The 19,073-nt window shown below is 43.3% G+C and carries 17 protein-coding genes; 3 read left to right on the top strand and 14 right to left on the bottom strand.

Annotation, left to right across the window (positions count from 1 at the left end):
• Window positions 1–30 precede the first annotated feature (30 nt).
• From ACSQ8O_RS10120 to ACSQ8O_RS10085, 8 genes are all read right to left on the bottom strand, one after another.
• Complete coding sequence (locus ACSQ8O_RS10120; protein ID WP_436241452.1) at window positions 31–1,890, bottom strand: putative bifunctional diguanylate cyclase/phosphodiesterase; 1,860 nt, start codon at window positions 1,888–1,890, stop codon at window positions 31–33.
• Between the two features lie 193 nt (window positions 1,891–2,083).
• A complete protein-coding gene (locus ACSQ8O_RS10115; protein WP_436241989.1) occupies window positions 2,084–2,452 on the bottom strand; it encodes a DUF423 domain-containing protein in 369 nt (122 codons plus the stop codon).
• Window positions 2,453–2,487: 35 nt separating this feature from the next.
• A complete protein-coding gene (locus tag ACSQ8O_RS10110; protein ID WP_236286166.1) occupies window positions 2,488–2,790 on the bottom strand; it encodes a hypothetical protein in 303 nt (100 codons plus the stop codon).
• Between the two features lie 98 nt (window positions 2,791–2,888).
• Window positions 2,889–3,809, bottom strand: coding sequence for an AEC family transporter (locus ACSQ8O_RS10105; protein ID WP_056624274.1), 921 nt, complete (start codon window positions 3,807–3,809; stop codon window positions 2,889–2,891).
• Between the two features lie 40 nt (window positions 3,810–3,849).
• A complete protein-coding gene (locus ACSQ8O_RS10100; RefSeq protein WP_436241451.1) occupies window positions 3,850–4,290 on the bottom strand; it encodes a MarR family winged helix-turn-helix transcriptional regulator in 441 nt (146 codons plus the stop codon).
• Between the two features lie 134 nt (window positions 4,291–4,424).
• Window positions 4,425–6,017, bottom strand: a complete 1,593-nt coding sequence (locus ACSQ8O_RS10095; RefSeq protein ID WP_436241450.1) for an extracellular solute-binding protein — start codon at window positions 6,015–6,017, stop codon at window positions 4,425–4,427.
• A 79-nt stretch (window positions 6,018–6,096) separates the two neighbouring features.
• A complete protein-coding gene (locus ACSQ8O_RS10090) occupies window positions 6,097–6,987 on the bottom strand; it encodes a carbohydrate ABC transporter permease (protein ID WP_436241449.1) in 891 nt (296 codons plus the stop codon).
• Window positions 6,988–7,000: 13 nt separating this feature from the next.
• Window positions 7,001–7,924 carry an ABC transporter permease gene (locus ACSQ8O_RS10085; RefSeq protein ID WP_082596031.1) on the bottom strand — a complete coding sequence of 308 codons (924 nt, stop codon included), beginning with the start codon at window positions 7,922–7,924 and terminating at the stop codon, window positions 7,001–7,003.
• A 272-nt stretch (window positions 7,925–8,196) separates the two neighbouring features.
• On the opposite strand from ACSQ8O_RS10085, the gene ACSQ8O_RS10080 reads away from it, so the two are divergent.
• From ACSQ8O_RS10080 to ACSQ8O_RS10070, 3 genes are all read left to right on the top strand, one after another.
• On the top strand, window positions 8,197–10,482 hold the full coding sequence (locus tag ACSQ8O_RS10080; RefSeq protein ID WP_436241448.1) for an AraC family transcriptional regulator: 2,286 nt from the start codon (window positions 8,197–8,199) through the stop codon (window positions 10,480–10,482).
• On the top strand, window positions 10,479–11,417 hold the full coding sequence (locus tag ACSQ8O_RS10075) for a hypothetical protein (RefSeq protein WP_436241447.1): 939 nt from the start codon (window positions 10,479–10,481) through the stop codon (window positions 11,415–11,417). Before ACSQ8O_RS10080 ends, ACSQ8O_RS10075 begins: the two co-directional genes overlap by 4 nt.
• A gap of 74 nt (window positions 11,418–11,491) precedes the next feature.
• Window positions 11,492–11,731 (top strand): NHLP leader peptide family RiPP precursor, encoded by a 240-nt coding sequence (locus ACSQ8O_RS10070; protein WP_056624295.1) that lies wholly within the window; start codon window positions 11,492–11,494, stop codon window positions 11,729–11,731.
• A 41-nt stretch (window positions 11,732–11,772) separates the two neighbouring features.
• On the opposite strand, the gene ACSQ8O_RS10065 is transcribed toward ACSQ8O_RS10070, so the two are convergent.
• The 6 genes from ACSQ8O_RS10065 to ACSQ8O_RS10040 all read right to left on the bottom strand — a co-directional run bounded on the left by ACSQ8O_RS10065 (window position 11,773) and on the right by ACSQ8O_RS10040 (window position 19,032).
• Window positions 11,773–13,680 (bottom strand): ATP-binding protein, encoded by a 1,908-nt coding sequence (locus ACSQ8O_RS10065; protein WP_436241446.1) that lies wholly within the window; start codon window positions 13,678–13,680, stop codon window positions 11,773–11,775.
• Window positions 13,681–13,817: 137 nt separating this feature from the next.
• Window positions 13,818–15,059, bottom strand: a complete 1,242-nt coding sequence (locus ACSQ8O_RS10060) for an amidohydrolase family protein (protein WP_436241988.1) — start codon at window positions 15,057–15,059, stop codon at window positions 13,818–13,820.
• Between the two features lie 39 nt (window positions 15,060–15,098).
• A complete protein-coding gene (locus ACSQ8O_RS10055; protein ID WP_235550648.1) occupies window positions 15,099–15,914 on the bottom strand; it encodes an ABC transporter permease in 816 nt (271 codons plus the stop codon).
• A 99-nt stretch (window positions 15,915–16,013) separates the two neighbouring features.
• Window positions 16,014–17,357: an FAD-binding oxidoreductase gene (locus tag ACSQ8O_RS10050; protein ID WP_436241445.1), complete on the bottom strand. Its 1,344-nt coding sequence runs from the start codon at window positions 17,355–17,357 to the stop codon at window positions 16,014–16,016.
• A 20-nt stretch (window positions 17,358–17,377) separates the two neighbouring features.
• The gene (locus ACSQ8O_RS10045; protein ID WP_436241444.1) at window positions 17,378–18,181 is read right to left on the bottom strand and encodes an ABC transporter ATP-binding protein; all 804 of its coding nucleotides are present in this window, start codon (window positions 18,179–18,181) and stop codon (window positions 17,378–17,380) included.
• Window positions 18,182–18,219: 38 nt separating this feature from the next.
• Window positions 18,220–19,032: a creatininase family protein gene (locus tag ACSQ8O_RS10040; protein ID WP_436241443.1), complete on the bottom strand. Its 813-nt coding sequence runs from the start codon at window positions 19,030–19,032 to the stop codon at window positions 18,220–18,222.
• Between the last annotated feature and the right edge of the window lie 41 nt (window positions 19,033–19,073).

The following is a 19,073-nucleotide window of genomic DNA, read 5'->3' as shown; positions in this document are numbered from 1 at the left end:
CTTGCAAACGATCTGCAAGGGTACCTTTTTCTATTCACCTGACGCAGCTGCAACTGAAATGCCATGCCTGAGCATGTGCTCCAGCTCTATTCGATCAACAGGAGGACTAAACCAATAACCTTGAACCTCGTTGCATCGATTCTGATATAAGAATTTCAATTGATCCTCTGTCTCTACACCTTCCGCGATAACTTTCAGATTCAAATGGTGCGTCATGGCGATAATGGTCGCAACAATGGCTGCGTCATTCGGATCTACCATAATATCGCGTACAAAGGAGCGGTCAATCTTCAGCTTATCAATCGGAAATTTCTTTAAATAATAAAGCGAACTATAGCCAGTACCGAAATCGTCGATGCTCACATTCACACCAAGCTCTTTCAATTCAAGAAGAGATTGAATGGCATGATCCACATCCATCGTCATACTTTCAGTAATTTCCAACTCCAAATATCGCGGATCCAGCTCGGTCTGCTCAAGAACATGGCTTATTTTCCCTTTCAGATTATGCTGAAAAAACTGTCTCATCGATAAATTCACGGAGATCGGAATAGGGGCATACCCTGCAGACTGCCATGTTTTATTTTGCTTACATGCCGCACGGAGCACCCACTCGCCAATCGGTACAATCAAACCACTTTCTTCCGCTAATGGGATAAAATGATTAGGCATAACCATTCCCTTGTCCGGGTGATTCCACCGAATTAAAGCTTCTACACCAACAATTCGCCCCGATCCTATATCCACTTGAGGTTGGTAGTAAAGTACGAATTCTTCATTAACTAACGCTCTGCGCAGCTCATTCTCCAGCCTCAAACGATTAATCGAAACAGATTTCATATCCGAATTGAATATCTGAAAATCGTTTCGACCTTTCTCTTTGGCCCTGGCTAATGCAATATCCGCATATTTCATCAATACGTCAGCCTCATCTGTATCTTCCGAGGAAATGGCGACACCAATGCTTGCCGTGACATGCAGCTCATACTGTTCAAGGAGGAAGGGCTTCTCCAAGACACGATTGATTTCGGCAATGACAGTCATCACATCATTCACATCTTCTACATTGGAATAGAAAAAGGCAAATTCGTCACCTTCCGTACGCGCCAGGAAATCCTCAGCGGTCAAACAGCGAGTGAACCGTTCTGCGAGTTGAAGCAGCAGCATGTTGCCATAGTCATGTCCAAAGCTATCATTTACAAGCTTGAAGCGATCAATATCCAAATAAAACACTGCGACCTTATTTCCTTCTTCTTTACATAGACGCAGTCGTTCGTTCAAATGATCTTTAAATAACCGTCGATTCGGAAGGCCCGTCATATCATCGTAATAGGCCATATAACGGACTTGCTCATCGCCACGTTTACGTTCCGTAATATCCTGACAAATCAGAATATTACCTTTGGAATGGTGATGAATATCGACTGGTACAGCGGTTACGTGCAAATCGACGCGATAACCGCGCTGGTGCAGCACCGACGTATCAAAGGTATATGGAATTCCGTTGCGACTTTGCTGCAATTGCCACTCGGTTAGCTCCAACTGTTCTTCCGTTACAATGTCCGTAAAAGGTTGATGCAGCAGGTCTGTGACCGAGTATCCCAGAATCGATTCTACTGCTTGGTTCATGCGAATGAATTTACCTTCATCATTAAATATCCCGATCGCATTGGGATTATGTTCAAATAGTGAATCCAGTACACTTAGATACGCATGATCTCTCGGGAGTTCCTTGGGTATCTGCGGTTGACGCAGCGAGTTCTTAGCACGCAATACATAAAGTAGTGCGAGTGCGCCCAAGAGACAAATCCATGGGGCGTACGGCTTTACGAAAATGCTAACGCATATGGCTACGACGACATATACGCCAATATAGAGCCGATTGTTCACGAATTCGCCTCCTTCTATAATTCTATGTTCGATAGGGAAGCTTTTCGTAAATGTCCGACCCTAGCTCCCAAATGATGTAAATGAATCTCGCGCACACTACCAATCACTGTTTACTTTCTACAAAGGTTGTGCCATTTCCTGCTAACTTGCCATGAAACGCGAAAAAGAGCCAGATTTCTCCGGCTCTTTTCGACTAATTTAATTTAAACGCCGCAATGGCTAACAGGGTCCAACCGACAAGGAAGCTTAATCCGCCTAGCGGAGTTATAGGTCCAAAGGCTTTAATACCTGTCAAGCTTAATCCATACAAACTACCAGAGAACAAGATAATTCCGATGAAGATGGCCCAACCTGAGGCATTCACCAGGGAAGTATTTCCTAGCTTGTCAGAGAGCAGCGCGATCACGAGTAAAGCAATCGCGTGTATCATGTGATAATGAACGCCTGTTTGAAACACGTCGATCTTATCAGGTATTTTCGTTTTTAAATAGTGGGCGCCAAACGCACCTAATGCGACAGATAGGAAAGCATTCAAGCTTCCAAAAATCATAAACAATTTCATCATAAGACTTTATTTCCTTTCACTGCTGTAATGAACTACTCGACTTCACCAATATCATGTTGGCCAACAATTAAACGAACAGGCTCCAAGAAAACACGCGTAACGGTAGGCTGCTCGATTAAATTGACTTCAATATCTTCGATCTTATAACGAATCGTCTTTCCCTCACGCTTGTCATAGACAACGTCGAACTGCTTCAAACCTAGTTGATGAATCAAAACGGAAGAACCAATGGAGACTGCATTCGATTCGAATTCTCCGTGTTCAAATATCACCTCGGACAAAATCTCATCATTCATATCGACAATCGTGACGTACTGGCAAAATTGGTATCTCATCGTAAAAAATCCCCCTCGAATTGGATGTATTTAGGTATATATACCCATTCGCCGAAAATTGTCGATATTCCTGCTAGTTTCATGATTCCCCACAATGTTCAAATAAAATCCAACAAATAGATGACAATTGGTATCGTAAACATGCTAAATAGTGTCGAAGTAAAGACTGCCTGTGAAGAAAACTCAGCCTCATTCTCATACTCAATGGCAAGGAGTACACTACTTAATGACGTAGGAACTGCGCAGGACAGAATCAACGCCTTCGCGGTCAATCCTTCAATACCCAGCATCCACACAACCAGAAAACCTAACAACGGACCTATCGCCAAGCGCAGCATATTCGACAATAATACATTCGAGAACTGAAATGTCCATTTCATGGCACCAAGCTGTACGCCTAACGTCAACAACGCTGTGGCCATAAAGGCATTTGCGATGTAGTTCAACGGGATGTCGATCGAAGATGGCACAGGCACATGATAATAACGCAATAAGAGTGCTATTGGAATGGCATAAATGACAGGTAACGAAAGAATCGTTTTCATCGTCGCTTTCCAAGTAGCCTTATGTGCATTTAACGTGTAAATTCCGTAAGTATTAGGGATAAGCGTCTGCATTATCATAATAACGATCTGGATAGCTAATGTATAGGCGTTGCCGCCAAATACGGTTTGATTGAGTGGCAGCGCATAATTCGCGCTATTGTAGAAAATAACACTATTTCGCATGGCGATCCGCATGCCGCGCTGCAGCTTCTGTATGCGGATGATCACTTCAATGATCGCAAATAAAAGGCTGAAGAAAATGACAAAAAATAAGAGCACCTGCATGAGGATAGAGAGACTCATTTCGGATTCATACAGCTTTACAAAAACAAGCGCTGGCGAAAATACATAAAAGTTCAGCTTCGAGAGTGTGCGAATGTCAATTTGAAAGGCGCGATACATGGTCACGCCAATCGCAATCATGATACAAATCGGAACAATATTATTGATTAGAATATACACGAAATAATTCATTGCAATAGCCTCAATTCATCGAGAATCCCCATGATGCTCCTTACATGGAGGCATTAACGCTTGTGATAATTCGTTTCAACTGCGCATTGAAATTCGCAATTTCTTCCGGTGATAAACCACTCGAAGCGAACAGTGTCTGCGGAATGCACAGCGCCTGGTCGTAGAGGGCTAGTCCGGCTTCTGTGATGCGAATAAGGACGACCCGCTCATCTTCCTGTGAACGGTTCCGAACGAGCAATTTCTGCGCTTCCATTCTTTTGAGCATCGGGGTCAGTGTTCCGGAGTCCAGATCTAGCTTCTCACTAAGCTCCTTCACTGTGCTCTCCTTTTGCTCCCAGAGTACAAGCAGAACCAAGTATTGCGGATACGTGATACCGAGCTCCTCGAGAAAAGGGCGATACATCCGAGTGATCGCTCTGGAGCTCGCATATAGGCTGAAACAAAGCTGATTCTCCAGCTTCAAAAATTCACTGCTGCTCATAGTCGTTTCCTTCCCTCCGTCATATTGTGAACAATCGATTTGCTTCCAATTTAAACAAAAAGTCTCCGACTGTCAATACAAAACGCGGATGAGCACCCATCCATCGGGCACACATCCGCGTTTTTTAAGTTTACTTATTTAATATTTTGGCTTTTCACATACTCCAACCATTGTTTCTTGTATTCAGCTTGGATTTTATCAAGCCCTGCTACTTTGGCTTTTTCCATAAATGTTTTCAATCCGCCTTCAACATCCGCAACGAGACCTGCTTCAAGAGGATACAGGTATTGTTTCTCCACTTGCTCTAATGCCGCTCTTTCTGCTTGATAGCTCGTGTAGTCTTCTGCAAAGCCTGTGTATTTATCAGGTGTTGCAATTTTATCCAGATCAGCGAAAATCTTTTTCACGCCATCGTAGCCTTTATCGAATAACATAAACTCAGGATTTCTCCAAGCCCAGCCCTGCATAGCTTCTCTAGGGAAACCATTGCTGTTCGTATCACCGATCATGGTGTAGTAGCCATTATCAACCGTATAGTTTTTGCCTAAGATACCGTACTCAGTCAATTGATTGTAAGTTTTGTCCGTTACCATTTTTTCGTAGAAGGCAAGTGCACGCTCGGCATTTTTACTGCTTTTTGGAATCGCGAAGCCGTTGTGGATCGGGTGAACCGGCTCTGCATGGCCTTTAATCATTGGCGCTGGGTAGTACTCAAGCTTCCAGTCTGGGTGTGTAGAAGCAATTTTCAGCTTTTGGTCATTGAAGCGGCTAGGATTATCTCCTAGGTTCGCTGCTGCTTTACCGCTTGTAATCAAATCAGTCATAGCATCCTTCGTATTCAGGACGTTCTTCGTAATGTAGCCGGCATCCTGCCATTTTTTCATCGTTTTCAGCTCATTCAAATGCTCTGGGGAGCCCCAATACAAGCCAACCTCAGTTGGCGTTTTATAACCAATGTTCAACCCATAAGGAACAGCTCCAATTGGATCGATTGTCAGGTTTTTGTACTGATCAGAGAGGCTGCCCTTAACATCACTATTCGCTGCTAATGGTACCATATCAGGCACATTTTTCTTGATTCCAGCTAGATACGCTTCGAAATTAGCAAGGGAATCCGGTTTCGGCAAATTGAATTTCTCTCTGAGGTCTTCACGCCAGATGAAGCCTGTCGTTACATACTCTTTATAAGTGGCAGGAACGGTGTAGATTTTGCCATCAATTTTGACAGCTTCCCACATGTCCTTTGGTACGAAGCTATTCAATTTAGGCGCTGCTTTCGGAAGCAACTCATCGAGTGCTAGGAAAGCTCCTTTTTTAGCATAGGATTGGTATTGCGTCCACTCTGCTGTGAAGATCAAATCAACCGCTTGGCCGGAAGATAATAACAACTTATATTTCTGATCCCAATCCGTCCATGTTGTGAAATTGAATTTAACCGTCGCGTTCAAATCCTTCAAAGCCAGCTTATTAATTTCTTCCTCAATGACTGGAAGATCCTTCGGTGCAGGTCCTAACATATAGAATTGTAATTCTACTTTCTTCGATGTATCTAAACCTGCTGGCTTAGCTGTAGCCGCTGCTGCAGTAGTTTCTGGTGCTTTCGTTGCTGCTGCTGCGGAAGGGCTTGGCGAACTTGTGGATGTGGAGCTGCTACACCCTGCAACAACGGAACCGGCAAGTGCTAATGCCATTGACACACTGTACATCTTTTTCGCATTACTTTTCATGTAAATCCTCCCTTTATTTGCACATAATTTAATAGGTCAAACCATCTATGTTAGCTGACGGAATAACTCCGTTACAGTTCTAACCTTTTACAGCGCCTATGGTTAGGCCTTTAACGAAAAATCGTTGAACGAATGGATACAGGAATAAAATCGGGCCGGTTACGATAATAGCCATTGCTAGTTTGGTAGATTCCGATGGAATGTCCTGACTCATCGTTACTCCCGTACTGACACCCAGCTGTGAAACCGCAGCAGCCGTATTAATGATGTTATACAAGAAATACTGCAGCTCGTATTTGTTCTGATCATTAATGAAGAGCGATGTCGAAAACCAGCTGTTCCAATAATGTAAAGCCAGGAATAATCCAACAGTGGCAATCCCAGGCATAGCTAGTGGAAGAACAACACGGTAATAAATCGTGAAGTCATTCGCGCCGTCAATCTTCGAAGACTCTGTTAACTCTTCTGGAATAGATGACTTAATGAAGCTGCGCATCAATATAATAAGGAAGGGAGACATGAGCCCTGGGAAAATCAGTGCAGCGTACGTATCTGTTAACTGCAGATATTTCGTCATCATGATGTACCAAGGGACAAGGCCACCACCGAAAAGCGTAGTAAAGTAAATATAGAAGGAAAGCTTATTCCTATATTTAAAATCTTTCCTTTGCAGCACGTAACCAGCCATCGTCATCATGAACAACCCTAGCGCCGTCCCGACCACCGTCACAAAGATCGTAACCCCGTAAGCTGTTAATACTTTTTCAGGGAACGTTAGAACCGCCTTGTAGGCTGTCAATGAAAAGACACTCGGTATGAGGTGATATCCATCTCGTATAATGGATTCATTATCTGTTAGTGAACCAGAAATGATGAGAATGAATGGAAACAAACAGATCACAGAAAACGCGATAATGACAAAATAAGCAATAATGTTGAATGTAACGGAATCAATTCCTCTGGTACGCAAGTGCAGTCACCTCCTAGAAAAGTGCATATTCATCATTTGATTTTTTAATCAAATAGTTCACAGTCATAATAAGTACAAAACCGAAGATCGACTGGAACAATCCCGCTGAAGTCGCCATCCCGATGTCAAACGTAACCTTCAAAGAGCGGAAAACGTAAGTATCCAAGATGTCGGTTGCATTGTATAAGATCCCGTTATTCCCAATTAATTGGTAGAAGAGATCGAATTGACCTTTCATAATGCTGCCTAGTGCGAATAACAGCAATATAATGAAGGTAGGCTTTAGCATTGGAATCGTTATGTACCAAATCCGCTGGAAGATATTCGCTCCATCAATCGTAGCCGCTTCGTAATACTCATCACTGATGCCTGTTATCGTGGCGAGATAGATCACCATCGTGTAGCCCACATTCTTCCATACATAGAACATAATCAGCAGAAAAACCCATGAAGAAGGTGTGTTATAGATGTCTACCGGGTTAGATCCCCAGGATTTAAGTGTCGTATTTACAAAGCCAGTATCATAATTAAACATGTTGTAAGCGATTGCGTTCAGGAGAACAAATGAAATAAAATAAGGTAAGAACATCACGGATTGCGTAAGTTTCTTGAAAAACTTCCCTGTCATTTCACTTAATAGGATGGCGCAAAAGATGGCTGTCGCATTTAAGAACACGATAAATGCCAGATTGTAGGCAACCGTATTCCGCGTTAACGTCCACAGCACACCTGATTTCCATAAGAATTCGAAATTCGCAAGTCCTACAAATGGACTTCCGAAAAGTCCCCCATTAAAATCAAATCGGGTAAATGCGAAGTAGATCCCAACCATCGGTACGTACGAATTAATAAAAAAGAAGATCAACGTTGGCGCTATCATGAGAAATAACAATTTATTTTTGTTTAACTCATAGAAAAACCCTTTCTTCCGGATCATGCTGGTAAACCTCCCTGCGTTAATATGTCCTGTTTATCTTGTCGGTTGCCATACTCGAATTATAGACAGAATCGTTCCGTCAAGGATACTGAAGATCTGCTAACATTTATGAACGAACCCACCCAAAACCGTCTAAACGGCATATGCACAATGTAAACTTTCATGGAGAAATCGGCGTTTCTAGTGCTTTTTCAGCCCCTGGACTATCCGATTCCATTGCAAGCCGTATAAAGTTGGGATATACTTTTTTTACCTAAGGGGGGACGGATAACTTGATACTTCGAAATCAAGAGAGCAAATTTATGTACCGCAACATACTTCTCAGTATTGTTTTATCCATTGTCATTACCTTGCTTGTCTCCTCTACGATTCTTTATGTCAACTTCGACAATATTGCGCTGAAGCAAGTGTATGAATCCGACTCCAACTCCTTGCTCCAAACGAGTCAAGAAATTCGGACGATAACAGAGACTGCAACCTCCCTGTCTTTTCAAATTTATCGTGATTTCGTCATTAGTAAATTGTTGTTTTACGATAAACCAGATATTTATGATGTCCAAGGCAGCATGGCTCAATTGAATTTATATCGGCTAGCAATGCCATTTATTGATTCCATTTATGTGTATAACGGAAACTCAGAGCTTTTCTACGTCAGCTCGAATAACTTTCAGAGCGGCATCCAAACAAAAGCCAATCTTGGCGACCCTGGCATGGTCGATATCCTCGATCATTTTCAGGATTACATTCCTTTCTTACCGATTCCAAGAACCTTCAAGTCAACTAATGTAAGCTCACTCCAAACCACAACTGTCGGGATCTATTCCTATTTGTGCTATGATGCCATCAATTTGAATAATTCTTTGAATTCAGCCGTTGTCGTCAATATATCAGAGTCCTTCTTCAATAAGTCATTGAAAAAAATAGCAAACAATCGGGCAAGCAACGAATTTATTATTAATAAAGAAGGGATTCTGATCTCCACAGATGGATCCAATCCTGTACTTTCCAATTATGCAGATAAAGGCTACATCCAGAAAATTATCGCTAATGCTTCTTCACCGGGTTATTTGGTTGATACCGTCAATGAGAATAAGTCTTTGATTTCGTATACAGCTCCTGATTCTCTAGGATGGCGTTACGTTCGCACAACCCCTTACACCATTATCACAAAAGAGATCAGAGACATGCGTCTCAAAACGATTTATATCTCACTTAGCATTCTTCTACTCGGGCTGCTCATTTCGTTCTTCATGTCCAAACGATTATTCGGTCCAATTGATAAGGTCATTCGAAGCTTAAAAACGTTAGAAATAGAAAAGCGTGACAACCTGCAAATTTTACGACAAAATTTCCTGAGAAATATTATGTTGGGCAGAGATGCCTACCACCCTCAGGCATTGAAATCGAAATTATCCTATTTCGGATCCAAAATCACCATTGATCATCCGGCTCTACTTCTCATGGTTAAAATTGATAAATATGAAGAAAACATTCGAACTTATAAAGATCAACTTACCTTATTACGCTATGCCATCATGAATATCGGTACCGAAATCAGCGCCTCCACCTTTCACGCGGAAGGCATCGATATGGGAGATGACCATATTTTGTTGCTTCTCTCTGCGAAAGAAACGGACTTCAAATGGGAACCTGTACATTTCACTGAGTTACTTCAAAATATGCAAGCATCCATTTCTTCCTTTATTAAATTATCCGTATCGATTACAGTAAGCCCGCTGCAAGACGAAGCGATACCGTGTTTCCAACTTTATAAGCAACTGCTCGAGGCCTCTTACCATCGTTTATTTAGAGGACATGGCTGCATCATTTGGTCCGATGAAATCATTGCGTACCGCACCAAGGAGTACAAATTTCCATCTCAGAAGGAAAAACAACTCGTCGATTGCCTCATGACAGGCGATTCGGAAGAGGCCGAACTGCTTTATATCGACATCGTGAATGAAACATCACTATATCCTTACACGGTCGTCCACTTGGCCGTCTCCCACCTCACCTTAACTGTTAATAATGTACTAACAACGATTAACAAGAATAATGCGCTAGCCTTCCCCCTCTACTTGGATGCCGCTGTCGCTTCTCTGACCCACGTCGAGACCATTGAAGAAATTAACGCACAGTTCATTGACGTATTCAAGCAGCTTCAGAAAAAGCTCGATGAGAAAAGAAGCTCTAAGCATGTGGAGCTGATCAAGAAAATGAACGACATCATTGATCGGGATTATGCGAATCAGAACTTGTCACTGAACTCAATTGCCGATGAACTCGCGATGTCTTCCATTTATATTAGCCGGTTGTACAAACAGCACACGATGGCGGCCATTACCGATGTGATTCAAGATGTGCGGATGAACAAGTCCAAAGATTTGCTTTTAAACTCATCGCTATCCGTTGCTGAAATTGCGGAGAAGACAGGCTTTACAAGCGACTCTTATTTCTATCGTTTATTTAAAAAGTATAATGGGATTACACCGAATGATTTCCGCAAACAACTCAAATATGAAAATACGCTCCAACAGAAAGGAATTGAAGAACGATGAATTGGCTCCATGATCACAAGAATCAATTACATCTTATTTTTGCAGAAGCAAAGGATGCTGTACGCCAATTCCCTTCTCCATTGGACCAGCTAGGTCTTACCTATTTAGCTAAGTTTGATCCCACTCAAGAAGGTAGCAGCAAGAATTATATTTGTTATCTTCTTCCGTATTGGATGAAAGACATCTGCAAGCTGCCTGCAGAATCGTTTAACAAGCTTTCTCTAGCGAATATCTTTGTCATGCTGTACTATTTCATACAAGATGATATTATGGACGCTAACAAAGGCGAACACGCAAGCAAGCTGCCACTCGCCAACTTATTCCATGTCCAATTCCTCTCGATTTATCGAGAGCTATTCCCTTCAGATTCCCCCTTCTGGGACTATTACGAAACCTATATCCTAGAATGGTCGAAAAGTGTCACAAATGAACGACAATCCGATTATTTCCATGAGGAAAAATTTCAAATTGCCAAGAAAGCTAGTCCAGTTAAAAATGCCAGTACAGGGGCATTACTACTTGCCAACCAAGATGATCTCATCCCTGTAGTTACCAATGCCGTTGAACAAACACTTGTAACCCTTCAAATGTTAGATGACTGGTCAGACTGGGAAGAGGATCTCGTAGATGGATCATATAATTGCTTAATCGCATCTATCCGCAAGCAATTGCAGCTTTCGACAGTAGATACACTAACGCCTGAAATGATTAAGCAGCTACTCTATGTCCATGACTTCTTCGCCGATTACGGAAAGACTGCTGACTCTCATCACGAGCACCTGCTAACCTTGTCAGTAGGCATGGAGCAACTGTTTGCCTTCCATGATTCTCTCGTGCAAAATATCCATCGGGTAGCCCAAGAAATCAAAGAGCGAAGGGCGACTTTAGTCTCTGGTGGGTTCTACTATTTTTTGTCTAATTCTGATAGATTTTGATAGATTAATAGATATGATCGTGGTATACTTTTATTTGTAGGAAAAATTACCCAAATGACTAGGAGTGAATACAAATGTCCACAAATGATAGCGTAAAAGCCAAAATTATTCAAAAAGCTTGGGAAGATGAAGCCTTTAAACAACAACTTCTAGCCAACCCGAAAGCAGCGCTGAAACAAGCATTTAACATTACACTCCCAGACGACATCAAAGTCAAAGCTGTTGAAGAAACTTCGACAGAATTCGTTCTAGTAATCCCTACAAATCCATCTAAGATTCTTGTTACATCTGATGCCGTAGCAGCAGTTTGGTAAAATAAAATAAAGGTGTCCCGCCATTAGCGGAACACCTTTTCTTAATTTATTGTCACATTTGGGAAACGTATAATTACTTCTGTACCTAAGAATCTTTGACTTTTAAACTCAATATGCCCCTTCATAATCTCGATCAACCGAAACGTCACCATTAACCCTAGTCCCGTCCCCTTCGTCTTCGTGGAATAGTAAGGCTCGCCTAATTTTCTCAGCTGCATGGGCTCAATTCCCTCACCATTATCCTTGATATGTATGAATACTTCTTCATTCTTCTCATAAGCCCAAATATGTATTTGCCCATCCGCTTGAAACGCTTCGATACTATTCTTGATAATGTTAATCAAAATTTGCTTAAGCTTCGAAGAATTCCCGAAAATATGTAAATCAGAAGGAACATTGACGATAATCTGACCGCCATTCAATGTTGCTAATGGAACAATGATTCCTTCTATTTGACCAATTTCCTTGCTGACATTCAATTCGACGATTTCATCCAGCTGCGGCTTCGCAAATGTAAGAAAGTCTGTGATAATCACCGAAGCCCGATCCAGTTCTTCGATCGCTATCGTCATATATTCCTTGTTCTTATCATCCGTTCGAGCCGCAACAAGCTGCAAAAACCCTCTTGTAACTTGTAAGGGATTCCTGACTTCATGTGCGACCGAGGCCGCTAAGGAGCTAATCATCTCCATCTTCTCTGATAGCTGCAGCTGATGATTATAAAATTCCAATTCCTTCGAATAGTTCGACATCTGCTCCTGATTGATTGCGAAACGCCTACCCAATATCACGATGAGTGCAATAATAAATCCAACCACACCAAATTTCCATAGGAAGAACTGATACTTTTGATTATTACTATAGTAAAGAATAAGATCAAAGATCCCCATCAATGCAAATATAGCGAAACCTGAAGAGAAAATAACAGCCTCTCTGTTTCCTCGAATAACAAAAACAATGGACAGACTAATAATTAAAATAAACTCAAAAATCATAATCACACTTAGCATGGTCAGTGTGAAAAATAAATACGTTTCGATAAACTGAAATTGATTGACCTGATTAAATAACATCAAAATAATACAGAAAGCTGAATAGGCAATCTGAAATTTCCGGAAAATACGAATCCATTTAAATTTGCCATTGTCAAATATTTTCTCATAAAAATAAATAAGTGATGGCAAAAATATGGCTAAAGAAACATCAAAAATATTCAGAATCAAAGCACCAAAAGGTGTGAAATTAGCATAAAGAAAAGGGGAGTAGGTAAGAAAGATCGTACCTAATGTAAGAATAATTAAACTAAGTGAAATCCAGCTTGCCCGTTGTTTCTGTTTGAGAAAGAGTGAACAAATCAGCATAATGACAGCAATGAATAGAAAAGCAAACCCGAGGATGATATTCTGCAAATCGCGAAATATGAATGTATGTGTCAAGGAGGTATAATGATCCAATTGGATATCGGAATGTATGCCCAACCGCTCCATGCTTGTCTGAAGCTTTAAGTAAACACTCCCCCCACCGTCCTCCGCGCTTATAGGAAGCAAACTCCGTTGTTCGTCATAAGGAAAGTCAAATTTCACTTCATTAAGTAATCTACCACCTATGTAAACCGATACCTGTTGTGCATAAATACCATCGATATACAAGCCAAAGTCCTTAGGAAGATTTTCCGGTAGTTGGATACGGACCCAAGCAGTAGAAACATCTTTTGGTTTATCCGGCATTTCCGCTCCGCTCTCGATCGTCATCCATTGATCTTTATTTGACGAAGCTATGATATCTTGAACTTTATCATCGGCCCCCCCCCACTTCATCTCCCAGTTTGGAATCGTTTTCACACCATCGGGCTGCTCCGCCATCACATGATTAGCCATAAATAATAAGCCAAACAAGAAAACTAACCCTATTTTCCATCGCAAATGATGTTTTTGAAGCCAATGCTGCATGTATTCACCTTCCCCCGATGACTGTAAGTAATTTACATTAAATGAATTCGACGGGGTTATGTGCTTTCCTTCTTAACTAGGTAAACATTATACAAACAAAATGAAACACTCGCCACATTCCAACAGGCGAGCGCTCCTTAATTGTCAGTGAACCAAAACGTTTTGGCTGGCAAGGTTTCGGTAATAAGTTGACCCTGACTAACGACATTACGGCATGGAGGTTGCCCGCGAATAAGATCCATTGCCGCCTGACCAGGAAGCATAATGAAACTAGCAGGTAAGCCTAAGCCAATACCGTAATCCTTAAGTTGTAACGTTCGGGCAGCTCGTAGGGTAATCATCCGAACGAGCTCATCTAGTTCCTCGCGCCCCGTCATATGGGCTAAATGTGCAGCCATATGAGCTGCTTGCAGCATATTTCCCGTTCCTAAGGGATAGAATGGCGTCCGAATATCATCATGAGCAATGCTTACATTGATGCCGGCCTGCCACATCTCCTTGATGCGAGCAATACCACGACCTTTGGGACTACTGTCGAATCGTCCTTGCATAGCACTATTGATCAGCGGACAGCAAACGATATGAATGCCGGATCTAGCCACGAGGCCCAATATTTTTTGAAAATAAGCTTCACTATAGTAGGCTGTCGCATTCACATGTGCAGCTGTTACTCGTTCTCTTAAGCCCGAACGAAGGGCTAAATAAGCAACATTTTCTAAGAATGTGGAGTGGGGATCATCCATTTCATCACAGAATACGTGAACGAAGCATCCATGCTTTTCCGCAATTCGGAAGCAGATTTCCAAGGATGCTTCTCCTTCTGATCGCGTAGGCTCCAGATGCGGGACTGCACTTATACCGTCGGCACCAAGCTCCAAGGCTAGCTCGAGCCGTCGTTCGTTATCTGGACAGGCACGAATCCCCTCCTGCGGAAAGGCGATAACCTGCACATGCATGTAAGGCTTCACACGCTCACGAAGCGTGAGAATCGCTCTTAAAGCAGTCAGACTTGGATCTGATATATCCACCATCGACCGGACATGAAGGACGCCCGATGAGATTTGCATCCGAAGCACCTTCTCAGCGCGTGCCATGACGTCCTCATACGTGAGTGTCCGCTTTCGTTTCTGCCATAGATCAATCCCTTCGAATAACGTGCCACTCTCATTCCAATTAGGCTCCCCCGCAGTTAACACGGTATCTAGATGAATGTGCGACTCCACGAAAGGCGGCAACAGCAAGTGCCCCGTCCCATCAACCTCTCGCTCCCCGTGATCGGCAACTTCACCCATCGCGACAATTTTACCATTTGCCACGCCAATATCTATAGGTCCTTGGAACTCGTGATCACCGAGTAAACGAATTTGACGATAGACCATATCAAGCAAGTTAATCACCTCATATCTAGAGCTACGCGATTAATTATCACGCTTCATTTCAGACTCATGCCAGGAGCTTAGGAGCCATTTGGCAAAGGCATTCACTAACAGGAAGAAAACAATCCCCAGCGCAGAAGCGGATAACCCGCATGCGAACAAGTATGGCGTCTTTAATCGCGCAGCTGCGTACGTGATAGCATAGCCTAGTCCGCCTTGCCCCCCGCCAATTCCGGCAATGTATTCACCGACAATGGCGCCGACAACCGACAAGGTACAAGAAATTTTCAAACCCGCCACAATATAAGGAAGCGCGGCCGGAATGCGAAGTTTCCACATCGTTTGAAAGCCATTGGCATTATACAAATAGAACAAATTGCTCATATTTTGATCCGTCGAATTAAGTCCAATTAAGGTATTCGATAGCATCGGGAAGAACCCGATTAAGAACGTAATGATCACGATCGCATTCATACCTGCATCGAACCAGATTACGATCAATGGTGCGATCGCAACAATGGGAATCGTTTGTAAAATAATCGCGTACGGGTACACGCTTTTCTCAATCCATTTCGAACTCGCAAGCAGAATTGCCCCCGCTATGCCTAAGATAATACTGAGAATAAATCCAAGAACAGCTTCGAAAGTAGTCGTTCGCACGGATACCCAAAGACCGCTCCTATTCTCGATAGCGGCTTTCACAATATCCGATGGTTTAGGAACAAGATAGACTGGCGCGTGCGTCAAGGCTGCGATTAGCTCCCATCCGCCAATAAAGACTACGAACGCTACTAAAGGCGGCAGCAGCTGTTTGAGCAGCATCAACAGACGGCGACTAAACGACACGCCCTCCTCCATGCGACTCATCCAAGCTGCACGTTCACGAGCGGGAAATATTTCATCAGGTAATATTTGTAGGTACTTCGAATCGACAGCCATTGCACATATCCCCCTTCTTTATGACTTACAAATGATTTTGCCAGGATTGAGAAGCCCCTTCGGATCATTCTCCCGCTTCTTGCGTTCCATACTGCCCACTTCGCCACGTCCACCTTGGTCGAGCACCCAGGTATGTGGATCAAATATTTTGACACCAATAGATTCGAAAAATTCGATGATTTCATATAAGCGTTCTTCCGTTGTAAACCTTACAACAGGGAGGGCTGTAGGCGTCACCGCTCCGCCACTGCGCACCCATTCGACATGCAGATAGACTTCGTCGCTGTACTTCGATTTGATTTGCTTTATTTGTTCTAAGTAGCTATCCACTTTAAAGCCTGCTTGCAGATACGTCATCGATGCGTCTGTCTTCATCGCCCACAAAGTCGTGTGGTTCCATGTAAAGTCAGATACACCTATGGTTTTACGGTAGTTTTTGGCCTCGATCACATGACCGACATGACCTCCAAACCGCTTCGCAAGCATATCTATTAACCGCAGTGTTTCTTCAGCAAACTCCAACATAACAGCAGCCATTTCTGGCATAATGACTTTACTAAAGGGTACAAAATAGGAAGGAATCGGCCATTCCATCGGTGCAATGAGACGTTTGGGAATCACTTCTTCACGAGCGAGAGCCTCACCAAACTGCATCGCCTGCTCAAAAGTAGGAAATTGGGCTATGCCTTGTGTCCATTCAGTACGCGGTGAAAGTGGAATGGTGACCTCGGTCAAAATACCGGTAGTCCCGTAATTGTGGATATAGTTAAACAATTCAGGACCTGTAACAACGAGGCGTTGGGGTGTTTCTTCCATCGTATAGATCACAGCCTCAAGGACATTGCCATCCCACAGGTTGCCATGCATGATCGAACCAATACCGCCAGAACCACCACTCACAAATCCTCCGACCGTCGCTTTCACATAGGTACTAGGATAGATCCGAATTTCTTGCCCAACTTCACGCGCTTTCTTATCAATTACGCCTAGACGAACTCCGCATTGCAGACGTGCAAAGCCAAGTCCAATCTCGAGGATTTCATCCATGCGACTTAGATCTAGAACGATCCCTTTCTGTAAGGGAACGGCCTGACCGTAATTACCAGTCCCAGCACCACGTACTGTTACGGGAATACCATGGCGATAGCCAAAAGCCAAAGCCTTAGCCACTTCGTCTTCATTACGGGGCAGCACGACGACATCAGCCGATGCAATCCCCTCCAGCCTACGATTAAGTACAGGAGAGTACCAGTAATAATCCTTGGAAAGCTTATCTCTTGTTGCTTGATCGATGGATACGATTTCTTTCCCTAGCTGCTCTTCAATCTGATGAACCCAGGTAACTTCCGCTTCTGTGGACATACTGTCTTCACCCTCTCGTCTTAATGGTCCAAAGCGTCATTCACAATGCGCACTAAATCGCTGAATTGCGTTGTTGTTCGATACGTTTCATCCCTTGGAAAAGGAACAGGTATATCAATACGTGCTGAGATTTTACCTGGTCGAGGTGTCATCACAACGACACTTGTTGATAAGAACACCGATTCGAACACATTATGTGTCACGAACAACACAGTCATCGATTTATCCTGCTGCCAAATATTGAGCAGCTCCATTTGCAATGTTTGACGCGTAATTTCGTCCAACGCACCGAACGGTTCATCCATCAGCAGCAGCTTCGGCCTCGAAATGAGCGCACGCGCGATGGATACGCGCATTTTCATACCACCAGAAAGCTGCCTAGGCAGCACTTTCATGTAATCCTTCAATCCAACAAGTTCAAGCACTCGCTCCGCTTCTTGTTGTTGGGTCTTCTTATCCACTCCGCGTAATTCCAGCGGAAGCTTCACATTCGCTTCAACTGTCGACCAGGGTAAGAGCGTATGATCTTGAAACACAAAAGCGATGTCACTTTGCTTGCGCGCTTCCTTCGGAGTCGTTCCAAAGACATCCAACGAGCCTTTGCTTGGTTTGGATAAGCCTGTAATGATTTTGAATATCGTCGATTTCCCGCAACCCGATGGACCTACAAAGCATAAGAATTCACCTTCTTGAATGGTCAGATTGACATCCTGCAAGGCAATCGTTCCGTTCGGGTAGGTCTTGGAGAGATTCGTCATACTCACGAAAGATGAACCTGCGGTTTGGGGGCTAGCTGTATCCATTAGAGAAGAATGTTTCGACATATTTGTCATCTCCTATACGTGTTAGTGGCTTATCAGATCTACTTGCTGATTTTGAGCGATTGCATATCGAAGGCTTGGAATGCGAGCAGCGCCTCTGCGATGTAATTCCCATATTTTTTCGTCATAGCCCTACCTTTGGCCATTGATGCCGCTGTTGCATCTCCAGAGACGCCGGTATGAGAGAGATCATCCATCACCCAAGCGAAGGCGCGATTCCGAAGTGCCAGATAACGCGATTCAGGGTAATTCGGATATTCCGTTGGTGCCACATCCATGTTCACCCAATGCGGCATTGCTGCCATGACGATGGATGTCTCCATATCTCCTGCATGAATGCCCGCTTGTTTCTCAAGCGGTGTTATCCATTCATCAGCACCGCCGAGTCCACCGGGATCTAAGCGAAACACAGCTAGACCCGTTTCGATGCGAATTTCTCTGCCCATCATGTTCAACAGATCGGTATTCCCGCCATGCGAGTTAACGAGAACGAGCTTCTGAAATCCGCTTCGCCGCAGGCTTTTGGCAATATCCATCACAACAGCCATTAACGTTGTTGCCGATAAGGTGATGGTTCCTGCATGACCTAAATGTTCTGTGCTCTTCCCATAAGGGATGGCTGGCAGAAGCCATATATTCGCATCATCTGGAAGCTGCTCGAAGGCTTCTGTCAGCAACACTTCCGAGATTAAGGTGTCAGTAAACACCGGCATATGTGGACCGTGCTGCTCAACAGCTCCGACTGGCAGTACGATTAATGCATTTTCTTTGGGAATCTCAGCCACTTGTAGTTTACTAAGGCGTGGGAGGAAGCACTGATCCCAGGCTTTCCCTTGATAGCGATTGAATGTCATGCTGAGCACCTCCTGTAAGATGGGTCATCTATTTGCGAAAA

This window comes from Paenibacillus sp. LjRoot56 (assembly GCF_964253335.1).
Lineage (GTDB): Bacteria > Bacillota > Bacilli > Paenibacillales > NBRC-103111 > Paenibacillus_E > Paenibacillus_E allorhizoplanae.
This window is presented reverse-complemented; position numbering and strand designations above follow the sequence as displayed.